The organism is Paracoccus everestensis (assembly GCF_021491915.1).
Taxonomy (GTDB): domain Bacteria; phylum Pseudomonadota; class Alphaproteobacteria; order Rhodobacterales; family Rhodobacteraceae; genus Paracoccus; species Paracoccus everestensis.
In genome coordinates, this window is record NZ_CP090836.1 from 1141903 (window position 1) to 1157372 (window position 15470).

The 15470-nt window shown below is 63.5% G+C and carries 15 protein-coding genes and 1 tRNA gene; all 16 read left to right on the plus strand.

Annotated features, from left to right (window positions below; genetic code table 11):
* The first annotated feature begins 12 nt into the window (after positions 1-12).
* The 16 genes from nuoG (at position 13) to LZ585_RS05710 (ending at position 15351) form a co-directional block, all read left to right on the plus strand.
* Positions 13-2034, plus strand: coding sequence for an NADH-quinone oxidoreductase subunit NuoG (nuoG, locus tag LZ585_RS05635; RefSeq protein WP_234855437.1), 2022 nt, complete (start codon positions 13-15; stop codon positions 2032-2034).
* A gap of 35 nt (positions 2035-2069) precedes the next feature.
* Positions 2070-2807 carry a hypothetical protein gene (locus tag LZ585_RS05640; protein WP_234855438.1) on the plus strand — a complete coding sequence of 246 codons (738 nt, stop codon included), beginning with the start codon at positions 2070-2072 and terminating at the stop codon, positions 2805-2807.
* A gap of 19 nt (positions 2808-2826) precedes the next feature.
* Complete coding sequence (gene nuoH / locus LZ585_RS05645; RefSeq protein ID WP_234855439.1) at positions 2827-3858, plus strand: NADH-quinone oxidoreductase subunit NuoH; 1032 nt, start codon at positions 2827-2829, stop codon at positions 3856-3858.
* Between the two features lie 3 nt (positions 3859-3861).
* Positions 3862-4047: a hypothetical protein gene (locus tag LZ585_RS05650; protein WP_234855440.1), complete on the plus strand. Its 186-nt coding sequence runs from the start codon at positions 3862-3864 to the stop codon at positions 4045-4047.
* Positions 4047-4538, plus strand: a complete 492-nt coding sequence (nuoI, locus tag LZ585_RS05655; RefSeq protein ID WP_234855441.1) for an NADH-quinone oxidoreductase subunit NuoI — start codon at positions 4047-4049, stop codon at positions 4536-4538. Before LZ585_RS05650 ends, nuoI begins: the two co-directional genes overlap by 1 nt.
* On the plus strand, positions 4535-4948 hold the full coding sequence (locus tag LZ585_RS05660; protein WP_234855442.1) for a carboxymuconolactone decarboxylase family protein: 414 nt from the start codon (positions 4535-4537) through the stop codon (positions 4946-4948). The genes nuoI and LZ585_RS05660 overlap by 4 nt, the downstream gene beginning before the upstream one ends.
* Positions 4945-5547, plus strand: a complete 603-nt coding sequence (locus tag LZ585_RS05665; protein WP_234855443.1) for an NADH-quinone oxidoreductase subunit J — start codon at positions 4945-4947, stop codon at positions 5545-5547. Before LZ585_RS05660 ends, LZ585_RS05665 begins: the two co-directional genes overlap by 4 nt.
* A gap of 62 nt (positions 5548-5609) precedes the next feature.
* Positions 5610-5915, plus strand: a complete 306-nt coding sequence (nuoK, locus tag LZ585_RS05670; protein WP_234855444.1) for an NADH-quinone oxidoreductase subunit NuoK — start codon at positions 5610-5612, stop codon at positions 5913-5915.
* Between the two features lie 6 nt (positions 5916-5921).
* On the plus strand, positions 5922-8144 hold the full coding sequence (nuoL, locus tag LZ585_RS05675) for an NADH-quinone oxidoreductase subunit L (RefSeq protein WP_234855445.1): 2223 nt from the start codon (positions 5922-5924) through the stop codon (positions 8142-8144).
* Between the two features lies 1 nt (position 8145).
* Positions 8146-9714: an NADH-quinone oxidoreductase subunit M gene (locus LZ585_RS05680; RefSeq protein WP_234855446.1), complete on the plus strand. Its 1569-nt coding sequence runs from the start codon at positions 8146-8148 to the stop codon at positions 9712-9714.
* Between the two features lie 10 nt (positions 9715-9724).
* Positions 9725-11224 carry an NADH-quinone oxidoreductase subunit NuoN gene (gene nuoN, locus LZ585_RS05685; RefSeq protein ID WP_234855447.1) on the plus strand — a complete coding sequence of 500 codons (1500 nt, stop codon included), beginning with the start codon at positions 9725-9727 and terminating at the stop codon, positions 11222-11224.
* A gap of 1 nt (position 11225) precedes the next feature.
* Positions 11226-11990 carry a biotin--[acetyl-CoA-carboxylase] ligase gene (locus LZ585_RS05690; RefSeq protein WP_234855448.1) on the plus strand — a complete coding sequence of 255 codons (765 nt, stop codon included), beginning with the start codon at positions 11226-11228 and terminating at the stop codon, positions 11988-11990.
* Position 11991: 1 nt separating this feature from the next.
* Positions 11992-12771 carry a type III pantothenate kinase gene (locus tag LZ585_RS05695; protein ID WP_234855449.1) on the plus strand — a complete coding sequence of 260 codons (780 nt, stop codon included), beginning with the start codon at positions 11992-11994 and terminating at the stop codon, positions 12769-12771.
* Complete coding sequence (locus LZ585_RS05700) at positions 12764-14440, plus strand: ribonuclease J (RefSeq protein ID WP_234855450.1); 1677 nt, start codon at positions 12764-12766, stop codon at positions 14438-14440. Before LZ585_RS05695 ends, LZ585_RS05700 begins: the two co-directional genes overlap by 8 nt.
* Before the next feature lie 51 nt (positions 14441-14491).
* Positions 14492-15208, plus strand: coding sequence for a tRNA (guanine(46)-N(7))-methyltransferase TrmB (trmB, locus tag LZ585_RS05705; RefSeq protein ID WP_234855451.1), 717 nt, complete (start codon positions 14492-14494; stop codon positions 15206-15208).
* Between the two features lie 55 nt (positions 15209-15263).
* Positions 15264-15351: transfer RNA gene (locus LZ585_RS05710), tRNA-Ser, on the plus strand.
* Positions 15352-15470 lie beyond the last annotated feature (119 nt).

The following is a 15470-nucleotide window of genomic DNA, read 5'->3' on the forward strand; positions in this document are numbered from 1 at the left end:
GGAAAAAAGCCGATGGCCGACTTGCGCACGATCAAGATCGACGGGACCGAGATCGCGGTCGATCCCAACCTGACCCTGATCCAGGCCTGCGAACTGGCCGGGATCGAGATCCCGCGTTTCTGTTACCACGAACGGCTGTCCATCGCAGGAAACTGCCGGATGTGTCTGGTCGAGGTCGTGGGCGGGCCGCCCAAGCCCGCCGCATCCTGCGCCATGCAGGTCAAGGATCTGCGGCCCGGCCCCGATGGCGCGCCTTCGGAAATCCGAACCAACAGCCCGATGGTCAAGAAGGCCCGCGAGGGCGTCATGGAATTCCTGCTGATCAACCACCCGCTGGACTGCCCCATCTGCGACCAGGGCGGCGAATGCGATTTGCAAGACCAGGCAATGGCTTACGGCGTGGACTTCAGCCGCTATCGAGAGCCGAAGCGCGCCGCCGAGGAACTGAACCTGGGGCCGCTGGTCGAAACCCACATGACGCGCTGCATCAGTTGCACCCGCTGCGTGCGCTTCACGAGCGAGGTCGCGGGCATCAGCCAGATGGGCCAGACCGGCCGCGGCGAGGACAGCGAGATCACCAGCTATCTGAACGAGACGCTGGCCTCGAACCTGCAGGGCAACATCATCGATCTGTGCCCGGTGGGCGCGCTGGTCAGCCGGCCCTATGCCTTCAAGGCGCGCCCCTGGGAACTGCGCAAGACCGAGACCATCGACGTGATGGACGCGCTTGGCAGCAACATCCGCGTGGACGTGAAGGGGCGCGAAGTCATGCGCATCCTGCCGCGCAACCATGACGGCGTGAACGAGGAATGGATCAGCGACAAGACCCGCTTCGTATGGGACGGGCTGCGCCGCCAGCGGCTGGACAAGCCCTATATCCGCGAACACGGCAAGCTGCGCGTGGCGACATGGGCCGAGGCACTGGCCGCAACCGCCGCAGCCATGAAGGGCCGTAAGGTCGCCGGTCTGGTGGGCGATCTGGCCCCGGTCGAAGCTGCATTCAGCCTCAAGCACCTGATCGAGGGACTGGGCGGCAACGTGGAATGCCGCACCGATGGCGCACGCCTGCCGGCGGGTAACCGCTCGGCCTATGTGGGCAATGCGACGATTGCCGATATCGACTCGGCCAAGCGGATTCTTCTGATCGGCACCAACCCGCGCGACGAGGCTCCGGTGTTGAACGCGCGCATCCGCAAGGCCTGGATACATGGCGCACAGGTGGCCGTGGTGGGCGAGGCGGCGGATCTGACCTATGATTATCACCACCATGGCGCCGACCGCGCGGCGCTGTCCGAACTGGTCAAAGGCGATTTCCAGTCGAGCCAAGGCACGCCCGGCATCGTGATCGTGGGCCAGGGCGCGCTTCGCGAGGCGGATGGCGAGGCGGTTCTGGCCAATGCCATGCGCATCTGCGAACTGGACGACTGCAAGCTGCTGGTCCTGCACAGCGCGGCGTCCCGCGTTGGTGCGATGGATGTGGGCGCGGTAACCGAAGGCGGCATGAACGCTGCCATCGAGGGGGCCGAGGTGATCTTCAACCTTGGCGCGGACGAGGTGGACATCGCCCCGGGCGCCACGGTGATCTATCAGGGCAGCCACGGCGACCGTGGTGCGCACCGGGCCGACATCATCCTGCCCGCCGCCTGCTATACCGAGGAAACGGCCCTGTTCGTGAATACCGAAGGGCGTCCGCAACTGGCCCTGCGCGCGAACTTCGCGCCGGGCGAGGCCAAGGAGAACTGGGCGATCCTGCGGGCGCTGTCCGCCGAACTGGGTGCGACGCTGCCTTGGGACAGCCTGGCGCAACTGCGCCGTGCCCTGGTCGGTGCCGTGCCGCATCTGGCGCAGATCGACCAGGTGCCCGAGAACGAATGGCAAGCCTTGCAGCGGCTGGACATGGGCACCGCAAGCTTCCGCAACGGGATCAAGGATTTCTATCTGACGAATCCGATTGCGCGCTGTTCGCCCCTGATGGGGGAATTGTCGCGCATGGCAGCAGCGCGCGGCGCCGCCCCGGCCCTGGCGGCCGAGTGACAGCCATGCGGCAAGCCACCTGCCAGCCCCGGTTCATGATCGCAGCCCTTGCCGGTGCTGCGATCCTGTCGGGCTGCGCGGGGGATGCAGACGAGGCCCGGCCCAAGCCCAAGCCCGAGACGATGACCGCCAGGGTCGCCACGCCCGGCGCCGCCGACGGCAAGGCCCCCCTGACGCTGGCCCGGATTTCGACCAAATCGGGCGAGATCCTGATCCTGGAACCCGATGGCAGCGTCACGACCATGGCGCTTGACAGTCCCGAAGGGCAGGACGCATTCGCCGTGTCCGAGGCCGATCTGATGGCGCTGAACGCCAACCTGGATCTGAACCTGGGCGGGATGGTCGCGGCCGATCTGCCGCCTCGCCAGACCGCGCAGGACAAGGCGCTCGAGGAATTTGCCGCCCGCACCCAGCCCGCGCTGCCTGCCTGGGCCGAGGGAACCGAGATCGTCCCGGAGGATTTTCTAGGCACCAGGGTGGCGTCGCTGGATCCCAAGGGATCGTCCGATCTGGTGGAAGTCACGGCGAAGTTGCGCGAAGGGGTAGACGCCGATATCGCCTTCTCGTATGCCACCTGCGCATTGGCCGGCTGGGCCATGCAGAATGGCGAGGCATATGGCCGCCATGTGCGCACGCTGCAAGACACACGCGACGGCAAGCTGACGATCGGGGCCGCGTTCACGCTGTCGGATCAAAAGCCGATGGGCCTGCGGGTGATGGAAACGGAAGACACCTTGCGCGAATGCAAGGCACGCGGCATTCCCGCAGCGTGAAAAGGATAGGGACGGGCGCATGGCCGAATTCTGGGCTTCCTCTCTGGGCATAACCGTTATCCTGCTGGCGCAGGGTCTGGCGGTCATTGCCTTTGTCATGCTGTCGCTGATCTTTCTGGTCTATGGCGACCGCAAGATCTGGGCAGCCGTGCAGATGCGGCGCGGGCCGAACGTGGTCGGTCCCTGGGGCCTGCTGCAGACCTTTGCCGACGCGCTGAAATACGTCCTGAAGGAAATCGTCATTCCTGCCGGGGCGGACAAGTTCGTCTTCTTCCTGGCGCCGTTCCTGTCCATGACCCTGGCCCTGCTGGCCTTCGTGGCGATCCCCTTCGCGCCTGGCTGGGTGATGGCCGACATCAACGTGGGCATCCTGTTCATCTTCGCCGTCTCCTCGCTCGAGGTGTATGGCGTGATCATGGGCGGCTGGGCCTCGAACTCGAAATACCCGTTCCTGTCGTCCCTGCGCGCGGCCGCGCAGATGATCAGCTATGAAGTCAGCCTGGGCCTGATCATCATCGGCGTCATCATCTCGACGGGGTCGATGAACATCAGCGCCATTGTCGAGGCGCAATCGGGCGCGGGCCTGCTGTCCTGGTACTGGCTGCCGCATTTCCCGATGCTGGTGCTGTTCTTCATCAGCGCCCTGGCCGAAACGAACCGTCCGCCCTTCGACCTGGCCGAGGCTGAATCCGAACTGGTCGCGGGTTTCATGGTCGAATATTCCTCCACGCCCTATCTGCTGTTCATGGCGGGCGAATACATCGCCATCTGGCTGATGTGCGCGCTGATCAGCCTGCTGTTCTTCGGCGGCTGGCTGTCGCCCATCCCTGGCATTCCCGACGGCGCGATCTGGATGTTCCTGAAGATGGTCTTCTGGTTCTGGATGTTCGCCATGGTGAAGGCCATTGTCCCGCGGTATCGCTATGACCAGTTGATGCGCATCGGCTGGAAGGTGTTCCTGCCGCTGTCGCTGGGTTGGGTCGTGCTGATCGCCTTCCTGGCGCGCTATGAAGTGTTCGGTTCGTTCTGGGCACGCTGGGCGGGGGCATAAGGCATGGCTTATTCGAACAGGATCGCCGAAATGCTGGCAAATGCGTCGGAAACCGACAAGGTCGAGTTTGCGCATTTCCTGGCCAACAATCTGGATAGTGCCGAACAGTCCCGTGACGGCGCCAGGGTCCGCGAATACGTGGCGGCTTTCAACCGCTTCGCCGCGCCCAAGCAAGGGGAAGAATTCTGATGGCATTCGACATCGCCCGCGCCACCAAGTATTTTCTGATGGTGGATTTCCTGAAAGGCTTCGGCCTTGGGGTGAAGTATTTCTTCGCGCCCAAGCCGACCATCAACTATCCGCACGAAAAAGGCCCGCTGTCGCCACGCTTCCGTGGTGAACACGCCTTGCGCCGTTATCCCAATGGCGAGGAACGCTGCATCGCCTGCAAGCTGTGCGAGGCGATCTGCCCGGCCCAGGCCATCACCATCGACGCCGAACCGCGCGAGGACGGCAGCCGCCGCACGACGCGATACGACATCGACATGACCAAGTGCATCTACTGCGGCTTCTGCCAGGAAGCCTGTCCAGTCGATGCCATTGTCGAAGGACCGAACTTCGAATTCGCGACCGAAACGCGCGAGGAACTGTTCTACGACAAGCAGAAATTGCTGGACAACGGCGCCCGCTGGGAAGCCGAGATCGCCCGCAACCTGTCCATCGACGCGCCCTACAGATGAGCGACGCCTTCACCAAGCTGTTTCAGCAGATGATGCAGTCGGGCCAGGAAATGGCCCGTGCGTTCAATCCTGGCATCGAGAATTTCGATCCTCGCACCTTCGAGAAGATGATCCCGACCATGCCGGCAGATATGCTAGAGATGTGGTTTGGCCGCACCTTCAACCGCGACGGGCTGGATGCCAAGACGCGCTTGCTGGTGACGATCGCCGCGCTGACCGTTCAGGGCGCGCACGCCGAGCCGCAGCTGCGTCTGACCATCCGCCACGCCATCGAGGCAGGGGCGACCGTGCGCGAAGTGGCCGAGGTGATCTATCAGATGGGTATGTTCGGCGGCATCCCGGCGATGCAGAAGGCCTTGGAGATCGCCCAGGGCGTCTTCACCGAACATGAAGGGAAACAGACGGAATGATCACCTTCGCCTTTTATCTGTTTGCCATCTCGGTCTGCACGGCGGGCTTCATGGTGGTTCTGTCCCGCAACCCCGTTCACTCGGTCCTGTGGCTGATCCTGGCGTTCATCTCGGCCGCCGGTCTGTTCGTGCTGCAAGGCGCGGAATTCGTGGCCATGCTGCTGGTCATCGTCTATGTCGGCGCGGTGGCGGTGCTGTTCCTGTTCGTCGTGATGATGCTGGACGTGGATTTTGCGCAGTTGAAGGGCGAGTTCGCCCGATACCTGCCGCTTGCCGGACTGATCGCGCTTGTGCTGCTGGCCCTGCTGACCATTGCCTTTGGCGGCTGGCAGATTTCGGATCAGGCCACGACGCTGCGGGCCGCGCCCATCCTCAACGAGGCGCAGAACACCAACGCCCTGGGCTCGATCCTGTATGACCGCTATCTGCTGCCGTTCCAGGTTGCGGGGCTGATCCTGCTGGTCGCCATGATCGGCGCGATCACCCTGACCATGCGCCACCGCCGCGACGTGAAGCGCCAGAACGTGCTGGAACAGATGTATCGCGATCCCGCCACGGCCATGGAACTGCGCGACGTGAAGCCGGGGCAGGGGCTGTAAAGGTCCGCCCGGACTGCGAACGAAGATATCAACGGGTAAACGGCCCGGAGGGACGAAAGACGATGATCGGATTGACACATTACCTTGTCGTGGGGGCGATATTGTTCGTCGCCGGGATCTTCGGCATCTTTGTGAACCGCAAGAACGTCATCGTCATCCTGATGTCGATCGAACTGATCCTGCTGTCGGTCAACATCAACTTCGTGGCCTTTTCGGCCCATCTGGGCGATCTGGCAGGGCAGGTCTTCACCATGTTCATCCTGACCGTCGCCGCGGCCGAGGCCGCGATTGGCCTGGCGATCCTGGTGGTGTTCTTCCGCAACCGCGGCTCGATCGCGGTTGAAGATGTCAACGTGATGAAGGGGTAAGCGATCATGGTGCAATTCATCCTGTTCGCGCCCCTGGTCGCCGCCCTGATCGCAGGCTTTGGCTGGCGCATCATCGGCGAAAAGGCCGCGCAGCTGCTGACCACGGGCGTGCTGTTCGTCGCCGCGCTGTTTTCATGGATCGTGTTCCTGGGCTTCGACGGCCAGACGCAGCATATCCCCGTCATGGACTGGATCGTGTCCGGCGATTTTAGCGCCGAATGGGCGATCCGCCTGGACCGGCTGACCGCGATCATGCTGATCGTGGTGACCACCGTCTCGGCGCTCGTCCATTTGTATTCGATGGGCTACATGGCCCATGACGACAACTGGACCCATGACGAACACTACAAGGCGCGGTTCTTCGCCTATCTGTCCTTCTTCACCTTTGCCATGCTGATGCTGGTGACGGCGGACAACCTGTTGCAGATGTTCTTCGGCTGGGAGGGGGTCGGCGTCGCCTCGTATCTGCTGATCGGCTTCTATTACCGCAAGCCGTCGGCCAATGCCGCCGCGATCAAGGCATTCGTCGTCAACCGGGTCGGTGACTTCGGCTTCCTGATGGGCATCTTCGGGCTGTGGTGGATGACGGGGTCGATCCAGTTCGACGCGATCTTTGCCCAGGTGGCCGACCTGTCCCAGGCCCAGATCCGATTCCTGTGGACCGACTGGAACGCGGCGAACCTGCTGGCCTTCCTGTTGTTCGTCGGCGCCATGGGCAAGTCGGCGCAACTGTTCCTCCACACCTGGCTGCCTGACGCGATGGAAGGCCCGACCCCTGTGTCCGCGCTGATCCATGCCGCAACCATGGTGACGGCGGGCGTGTTCCTGGTCTGCCGGATGTCGCCACTGTTCGAATTCGCGCCCGAAACCAAGATGTTCGTGGTCATCATCGGCGCCTCGACCGCCTTCTTTGCGGCGACGGTGGGCCTGGTCCAGAACGACATCAAGCGCGTGATCGCCTATTCGACCTGTTCGCAGCTTGGCTATATGTTCGTGGCAGCGGGCGTCGGCGTTTATTCGGTGGCGATGTTCCACCTGTTCACGCACGCTTTCTTCAAGGCCATGCTGTTCCTGGGCGCGGGGTCGGTGATCCACGCGATGCACCACGAGCAGGATATGCGGAACTATGGCGGGCTGAGGAAAAAGGTCCCCCTGACCTTTGCCGCGATGCTGATCGGCACGCTGGCCATTACCGGCGTCGGCATTCCGCTGACCCATATCGGCTTCGCGGGCTTCCTGTCCAAGGACGCCGTGATCGAAAGCGCCTATGCGTCCGGCGTGGGTTATGCCTTCTGGCTGCTGGTGATTGCCGCGCTGATGACCAGCTTCTATTCCTGGCGGCTGATGTTCCTGACCTTCTGGGGCGCGCCGCGTCCGCAAAAGGTTTGGGACGCCGAAATCAAGACCGAGGAAGAAGTGCAGCCCATTCCGGGCCATGGCCACGGGCATGACGACCACGACCCCCTGCACGCCCATCACCACGCCCATGAAAGCCCGCCGGTCATGACCGTGCCGCTGGGCGTGCTGGCCCTGGGCGCGATCTTCGCGGGCATGATCTGGTATGGCGCGTTCTTCGGCGACAACGTGCAGCGGTTCTTCGGCCTGCCCGAAGCGGTCCATGAGCAGGCCGAGGGCGGCCATGGCGAGGCGCTTGTCGGCGCCGTGGCTGAAGCGCCGCACGGAGAACCCGAGGGTGCCGCGACGCATGCCGCCGCCGGTGCTGCCAGCGATCCGTCCGAGGAAACGGCCGCCGACGGTCACGCCGCCCTTGCCGGCTACGAACAGGGTGCGATCTTCATGCGGTCGGACAACCACGTCATGCACGACGCGCATTCGGTCCCGACCTGGGTCAAGCTGTCGCCCTTCGTGGCGATGCTGATCGGGCTGGCCCTGGCCTGGCTGATGTATATCCGCTATCCCGCCGCGCCTGCGAAACTGGCGGCGCAGCAACCGGCGCTGTATCGGTTCCTGCTGAACAAGTGGTATTTCGACGAGATTTATCACTTTGTGTTCGTCCGCCCGGCGCTGTGGATCGGCCGCACCTTGTGGACGCGCGGCGATACAGCCGTTATCGACGGCGCCATCAACGGGATGGCCATGGGAATCATCCCGCGCCTGACCCGTTTTGCCGGGCGGGTGCAGTCCGGCTATCTGTTCCATTATGCCTTTGCGATGGTCCTGGGCATCGTGGGCTTGCTGATCTGGGTGATGATGCGGGGCGCCTACTGACATGACGAACCTTCTTTCGATCATCACCTTCCTGCCCATCGTGGCGGCAGGGATCCTGGCCCTGTTCCTGCGCGGCGACGACGAAGCCGCGCAGCGCAACGCCAAGTGGCTGGCGCTGATCGCCACCTCGGCGACCTTCCTGATTTCGTTGTTCGTGCTGTCGGGGTTTGATCCGTCGGACACCGGCTTCCAGTTCGTCGAGGATCACCCCTGGATCATGGGCCTGCGCTACCGGATGGGCGTGGACGGCATCTCGGTCCTGTTCGTGATGCTGACGACCTTCCTGATGCCGCTGACGATCCTGTCCACCTGGGATGTTAAGATCCGGGTCAAGGAATACATGATCGCCTTCTTGGTGCTGGAAGGGCTGATGATCGGCGTGTTTACCGCGCTTGACCTGATCCTGTTCTATCTGTTCTTCGAGGCCGGCCTGATCCCGATGTTCCTGATCATCGGCATCTGGGGCGGCGCGAACCGCATCTATGCGACGTTCAAGTTCTTCCTTTATACGTTCCTGGGATCCGTGCTGATGCTGGTCGCGATGATCGCGATGGCGCGCATGGCGGGCACCACGGACATTGCGGAACTGCTGGCCTTCGACTTCTCGTCGGAAACCATGCAGGTGCTGGGCATCACCGTGGTGGGCGGGGTGCAGACGCTGTTGTTTCTGGCATTCTTTGCCAGCTTCGCGGTGAAAATGCCGATGTGGCCGGTCCATACCTGGCTGCCAGATGCGCACGTCCAGGCGCCGACCGCCGGGTCGGTGGTGCTGGCCGCCGTGCTGCTGAAGATGGGCGGATACGGCTTCCTGCGCTTCAGCCTGCCGATGTTCCCGGTCGCCAGCGACCTGTTGCAGCCGTTGGTTTTCTGGATGTCGGCGATCGCCATCGTCTATACCTCGCTTGTGGCCTTGGCGCAGACAGACATGAAGAAGCTGATCGCCTATTCGTCGGTGGCGCATATGGGCTATGTCACGATGGGGGTCTTTGCGGCGAACCAGCAGGGCTTGGACGGGGCGATCTTCCAGATGCTGTCGCACGGCTTCATCTCGGGCGCGCTGTTCCTGTGCGTCGGCGTCATCTATGACCGTATGCACACGCGCGACATCGACGCCTATGGCGGGCTGGTCAACCGGATGCCGGTCTATGCCCTGGTGTTCCTGTTCTTCACGATGGCGAATGTCGGCTTGCCGGGAACCTCGGGCTTTGTGGGGGAATTCCTGACCCTGATAGGCACCTTCAAGGCAAATACCTGGGTGGCCTTCGTGGCCGCGACAGGGGTGATCCTGTCGGCAGGCTATGCGCTGTGGCTGTATCGCCGGGTAACGCTGGGTTCGCTGATCAAGGAAAGCCTGCGCACCATCACCGACATGACCCCGCGCGAGAAATGGATCTTCGCGCCCTTGGTCGCCATGACCCTGCTGCTGGGCGTTTACCCGCGCCTTGTCACCGACATCACCGGCCCTGCCGTTCAGGCGCTGCTGGTCAACTATCACGAGGCCCTGCCGCACGAGGCGCGCGACGGGCTGGCCGTGACCGCCCAGGCGGACACGGCTGACGCCAGCCATTGAGGTAAGCACGATGACCGCGCTCGATTTCTCGACCATCCTGCCGGAGCTTGTGCTGGCGATCTTTGCCCTGGGCGCGCTGATGGCGGGGGCGTATTTTGGCAAGGATGCCCTTGCCCGTCCGATCCTGTGGGCCACGGTCGCCGCCCTGCTGCTGGTCGGGCTGTATGTCGGCTTTGCCGACCGGCCATCCCAACTGGCATTCTTCGGGATGTTCGCCGACGATGCCTTTGCCCGATTTGCCAAGGTCACGATCCTGATTTCCGCGGCCGCCGTCCTGGCGATGAGCGCGGAATACATGGTCCGCAACCAGCTGATGCGGTTCGAATTCCCGATCCTGATCGCCCTGGCCTCCATCGGGATGATGTTGATGGTTTCGGCCAGCGACCTTCTGATGCTGTACATGGGCCTGGAATTGCAGTCCCTTGCCCTTTACGTCGCCGCCGCCATGCGCCGCGACAGCGTGAAATCGTCCGAGGCCGGGTTGAAGTATTTCGTCCTCGGCTCGCTGTCCTCGGGGATGCTGCTTTACGGCGCATCGCTGGTTTATGGTTTTTCCGGTACGACCAGCTTTGCGGGGATCGTGCAGACGGTGGTGGGCGGGCAATTGTCCATCGGCCTGCTGTTCGGTCTTGTGTTCCTGCTGGTCGGGTTGGCCTTCAAGGTCTCGGCCGTGCCCTTCCATATGTGGACGCCGGACGTTTACGAAGGCGCGCCCACGCCTGTGACGGCCTTTTTCGCCACCGCGCCCAAGGTGGCCGCCATGGCGATGATCGCGCGGCTGATGTTCGATGCCTTCGGCAACGTGCCGGGCGACTGGGGCCAGATCATTGCGGCGCTTGCGGTCATGTCGATGTTTCTGGGATCCATCGCCGGGATCGGTCAGCGCAACATCAAGCGGCTGATGGCCTATTCCTCCATCGCGCATATGGGCTTTGCCCTTGTGGGCTTGGCCGCCGGGACCGCCTATGGCGTTCAGACGATGCTGATTTACATGGCGATCTATGTCGTGATGAACGTGGGTAGCTTTGCCTTTATCCTGTCGATGGAACGCGACGGCCGCCCGATCACCGACCTGCAAAGCCTGAACCGCTTTGCCCAGGCCGAGCCGGTAAAGGCCTTTGCCGTCCTGTTTCTGATGTTCAGCCTGGCCGGCGTGCCGCCCTTCCTGGGGTTCTTTGCCAAATACGGCGTGCTGGGCGCGGCGGTGCAGGCGGACATGGCCTGGCTGGCGATCTTGGGGGTTATCGCATCCGTCATCGGCGCCTTCTATTACCTGCGCATCGTTTACTATATGTTCTTCGGCGCCGAAACCGAGGGCGTGGAAAGCCGCATGGGCGGGGTGCAGTATCTGGCCTTGGTGGTTCCGGCGGCAATGCTGCTGATCGGGGCGGTGTCGATGTGGGGCGTGGACACTGCCGCCGCGCGCGCGGCGGAATCGCTGGTCGGCACGCCGCTGATCGATGCGGGCCTTCTTTCCGATACCAGTGCCGTGGCCCCGGCCGTTGAGTAACATGGCCGCAGTCCGCTGGCCCCCTGGCGTGGCGCGCCATGTCCTGGACCGCGTGGACAGCACCAATGCCGAGGCCATGCGCATGGCCCCCGGCCTGACCGGCCCAACCTGGGTCATGGCGCGCCAGCAAACGGCGGGACGCGGACGCCGGGGCAGGGCCTGGACGGATCCTCCGGGCAACTTCGCGGCGTCGCTGGTTATGCGGCCCCAGGGCGGTCCGGCAGATGCGGCGCGCCTGTCCTTTGTCGCGGCATTGGCCGTCCATGACGCCCTGCGCCAGCTTTGCGGCCCGCACCTGAACCTGTCGCTGAAATGGCCCAACGACGTGCTGCTGAACGGCGGCAAGCTGTCGGGCATCCTGCTGGAAAGCGTCGGATCGGGCGGAGCTATCCACGCCCTTGTGATCGGCATTGGCGTGAACCTGGCGGCGGCGCCCGACATGGACCAGGTGGAACCCGGTGCCACTCGTCCTGTCAGTGTGCAAGGCGAAACTGGACTGACTGTCCTGCCCGACGATTTCCTGACCGCCCTTGCATTGGCCTTTGAGGACTGGCACCGGCAGATGCGCGATTACGGCTTTGCCCCCATCCGCAGCGCCTGGATGGCCCGTGCCGCGAAGATGGGCGAGACGATCACCGCCCGCACCGGCACGACCGAGGCCATCGGCCGCTTTGACGGCATCGACGAGACCGGCGCCTTGATCCTGACCGGATCGCACGGGCGGCAGGCAATCCCTGCCGCCGACATCTATTTCACAGGGGCCTGACGTGCTTCTGTGCATTGATACCGGAAACACGAACACGGTCTTTTCGATCTGGGATGGCACGAGATTTCTGGCCCATTGGCGCATCGCCACCGACCATCGGCGCACGGCTGACGAATATTTCGTGTGGCTGTCCACCTTGATCGCGGGGCAGAAGTTCGTCCTGGACATCGACGCCTGCATCATCAGCTCGACCGCGCCGCGCGTGGTGTTCAACCTGCGTGTGCTGTGCAACCGGTATTTCGATACGCGTCCGCTGGTGGTGGGCAAGCCCGATTGCCTGCTGCCCATGGTCCCGCGCGTGGACAGCGGCACCGTGGTCGGCCCGGACCGGCTGGTCAACACGGTTGCCGCCTTTGACCAGCACGGACCCGATCTGATCGTGGTGGATTTCGGCACGGCCACGACCTTCGACGTGGTGGATGTGGACGGCGCCTATATCGGCGGGGTGATCGCGCCGGGGGTGAACCTGTCGCTGGAAGCCCTGCACATGGGCGCGGCCAGCCTGCCTCATGTCGATGTGACCATGCCCGCCCGCGTGATCGGCACCAATACGGTCGCCTGCATCCAGTCGGGGATCTTCTGGGGCTATATCGGGTTGGTTGACGGGGTCGTGCGCCAGATCCGGGCGGAACGCGATCGCCCGATGAAGGTCATTGCCACCGGGGGCCTTGCGCCGCTGTTCGATCAGGGATTTGACCTGTTCGACGCTATCGAAGACGATCTGACGATGCACGGGCTGCGGCTCATTCACGATTACAACAAGGAGATGGGCAATGGCTGACCGCTTGATCTATCTGCCGCTGGGCGGCGCGGGCGAAATCGGCATGAATGCCTATGTCTATGGCTATGGGCATCCGGGCCGCGAAAGGTTGATCCTGGTCGACCTTGGCGTCAGCTTCGGCGACATGGACAGCAGCCCCGGCATCGACCTGATCATGCCGGACCTGACCTGGCTGGAAAAGAACCGCGACCGGCTTGAAGCGATCTTTGTCACTCATGGGCACGAGGATCACCTTGGCGCCCTGGGGCATCTCTATGGCCGCCTGAACGTGCCGATCTATGCCCGCCAGTTCACCGGCACCCTGATCCGCATGAAGCTGGAGGAACAGGGCCATTCGCCCTCGGTCGTCAACATCACCGGCGCCCGCCCCGAGGTCACGCAAGTCGGCCCGTTCACCGTGCAGTTCGTGCCGGTCAGCCACTCGATCCCCGAAAGCGCGGCGCTGATCATCGACACGCCTGCGGGCCGGATCGTGCATACGGGCGACTTCAAGCTGGACGGCACCCCGGTCGTGGGCGATGCCTTCGACCCGATCCTGTGGCACGACATCGCAGCCGAAGGGCGGGGCATCAAGGTTCTGGCCTGCGACAGCACCAACATCTTTTCGACCCATCCCGGCCGGTCCGAGGCAGTGCTGGCCAATCCCATCCTTGAATGGGTGATGGCGCAAAAGAACATGGTGGTGGCCACGACCTTTGCCAGCAACATTGCCCGCCTGAAAACCCTGTCGGATGCCGCCATCGCCGGGGGGCGCAAGGTCTGCCTGCTGGGCCGCGCCATGCGCAAGATGGTCGCAGTGGGCCTGGAAACCGGCATCCTGACCGATTTCCCCGACACGATCGGCCCCGAGGAAGCGGCCAGCCTGCCGCGCAACCAGGTCATGCTGCTGGCAACCGGGTCGCAGGGCGAACGCCGCGCCGCCAGCGCGCAACTGTCGCGGGGACGCTATCTGGGCCTGATGCTGAAGGACGGCGACAGCTTCCTGTTCAGTTCCAAGACCATCCCGGGCAACGAAAAATCCGTCGGGCGCATCATGAACGCGCTGAGCGAACTGGGCGTCAACGTCTTCGACGCCGATGACGGGCTTTATCATGTGTCGGGCCATGCCAACCGCCCGGATATCGAGGCACTGCACGAGTTGCTGAAGCCCGAGATCGTGATTCCCATGCATGGCGAACATATCCATTTGCGCGAACACGTCTTGCTGGCGCGAAGCCGGGGCATTGCCGCCGAAATCTGCACAAATGGCACGATGATGGACCTGACGGGCGACGCCCCGCGCATCGTGGACCAGGTTGAAACCGGGCGGCTGTATCTGGACGGCACCGTGCTGATCGGCGCCATGGACGGCGTCGTGCGCGACCGCATCCGCATGGCGTTGAACGGCCATGCCCTTGTCAGCGTGATCGTGGACGAGGATGACAACGTCCTGCCCGACGCCTGGGTTGAACTAATGGGCCTGCCTGGCCGCACCCGGGGCGGCAACGACCTGAGCAGCCATATCGAGGGAGAGTTGTCCGAGTTTCTGGAGGGCGCAGATGCCCGCGTGGTCCGCGACGATGCCAAGATGGACGAGGCGATCCGCAAGATCACCCGCCAGGTCGCCATGGAGGAAATCGGCAAGAAGCCCGAGGTGACGGTCATCATCAGTCGCCTGATGGGGGAATAAGGCAAGGCCGGGGCCTTGACCCGGCCAGCCGGTCGGTGCAATCCCCCGGCCATGTCAGAAACGCCCAAACCCGCCTTCGATCCAAACCCGCCGCGCCGCAATTTTTATGGCAGGCGGCACGGCAAGACCCTGCGGCAAAGCCAGAAGGGCTATCTGTCCGAGGATCTGGGCGATCTGCGTCCGCGCAACATCACGGTGCAGGACAATCCCGAACGACGACAGATCGATCCGACGGCGATCTTTGGCGACGGCCGCCCCCTGTGGCTCGAAGTGGGTTTCGGAGGTGGCGAACACATGGTCCACATGGCCGCCCGCCATCCCGGTATCGGCATCATCGGGTGCGAGCCGTTCATCAACGGCGTCGCCATGCTGCTGGGCAAGATCCGCGCCGCCGGGGTGACGAATGTCAGTGTCCATCCGGGCGATGCGCGCGACCTCATGGACGTGCTGCCCGACGCCTCGATCAGCCGGGCTTTCCTGAACTATCCCGATCCTTGGCCCAAGGCCCGCCATCACCGCCGTCGCTTCGTCACGCCGGAACACCTGATCCCCTTGGCCCGCGTGATGAAACCCGGCGCCGAGTTCCGGGTGGCGACCGACATCCCCGACTATATGCGCCAAACGCTGGAGGAGGCGCCGCAGGCTGGCTTTGATCTTGTGGCCGATACACCTGTGGCCTGGGACGACTGGCTTAGTACGCGCTATGAACAAAAGGCGCTGCGTGAGGGGCGTGCGCCCCACTATGCCACCTTCCGCCGCAAGGGCTGAATGGACGCGAAAAAGCCCCTTGTCACGCCTCCTGCCCGCCCCTATACCGACCGGCGGAGTGGTGGCCGAGTGGTCGAAGGCACACCCCTGCTAAGGGTGCAGACGGCAACGTCTCGAGGGTTCGAATCCCTTCCACTCCGCCATCCTGTCAGACATGAGCGCGACCTGCGGTTTCCGGGGCTGCGCCAAAATTTGTTTAAATCTTGTTAAAATGCAACACCGGCGGGAACCCTTCTTTTGGTGAATGGTTATGCCCTGCCGC

Coding starts and splice junctions, on each gene's coding strand:
- LZ585_RS05690 (WP_234855448.1), top strand. CDS start 11,226: ATGGCCGCAGTCCGCTGGCCCCCTGGCGTGGCGCGCCATGTCCTGGAC.
- nuoG (WP_234855437.1), top strand. CDS start 13: ATGGCCGACTTGCGCACGATCAAGATCGACGGGACCGAGATCGCGGTC.
- nuoH (WP_234855439.1), top strand. CDS start 2,827: ATGGCCGAATTCTGGGCTTCCTCTCTGGGCATAACCGTTATCCTGCTG.
- nuoL (WP_234855445.1), top strand. CDS start 5,922: ATGGTGCAATTCATCCTGTTCGCGCCCCTGGTCGCCGCCCTGATCGCA.
- LZ585_RS05660 (WP_234855442.1), top strand. CDS start 4,535: ATGAGCGACGCCTTCACCAAGCTGTTTCAGCAGATGATGCAGTCGGGC.
- LZ585_RS05650 (WP_234855440.1), top strand. CDS start 3,862: ATGGCTTATTCGAACAGGATCGCCGAAATGCTGGCAAATGCGTCGGAA.
- LZ585_RS05680 (WP_234855446.1), top strand. CDS start 8,146: ATGACGAACCTTCTTTCGATCATCACCTTCCTGCCCATCGTGGCGGCA.
- LZ585_RS05640 (WP_234855438.1), top strand. CDS start 2,070: ATGATCGCAGCCCTTGCCGGTGCTGCGATCCTGTCGGGCTGCGCGGGG.
- trmB (WP_234855451.1), top strand. CDS start 14,492: ATGTCAGAAACGCCCAAACCCGCCTTCGATCCAAACCCGCCGCGCCGC.
- nuoN (WP_234855447.1), top strand. CDS start 9,725: ATGACCGCGCTCGATTTCTCGACCATCCTGCCGGAGCTTGTGCTGGCG.
- LZ585_RS05665 (WP_234855443.1), top strand. CDS start 4,945: ATGATCACCTTCGCCTTTTATCTGTTTGCCATCTCGGTCTGCACGGCG.
- nuoK (WP_234855444.1), top strand. CDS start 5,610: ATGATCGGATTGACACATTACCTTGTCGTGGGGGCGATATTGTTCGTC.
- nuoI (WP_234855441.1), top strand. CDS start 4,047: ATGGCATTCGACATCGCCCGCGCCACCAAGTATTTTCTGATGGTGGAT.
- LZ585_RS05700 (WP_234855450.1), top strand. CDS start 12,764: ATGGCTGACCGCTTGATCTATCTGCCGCTGGGCGGCGCGGGCGAAATC.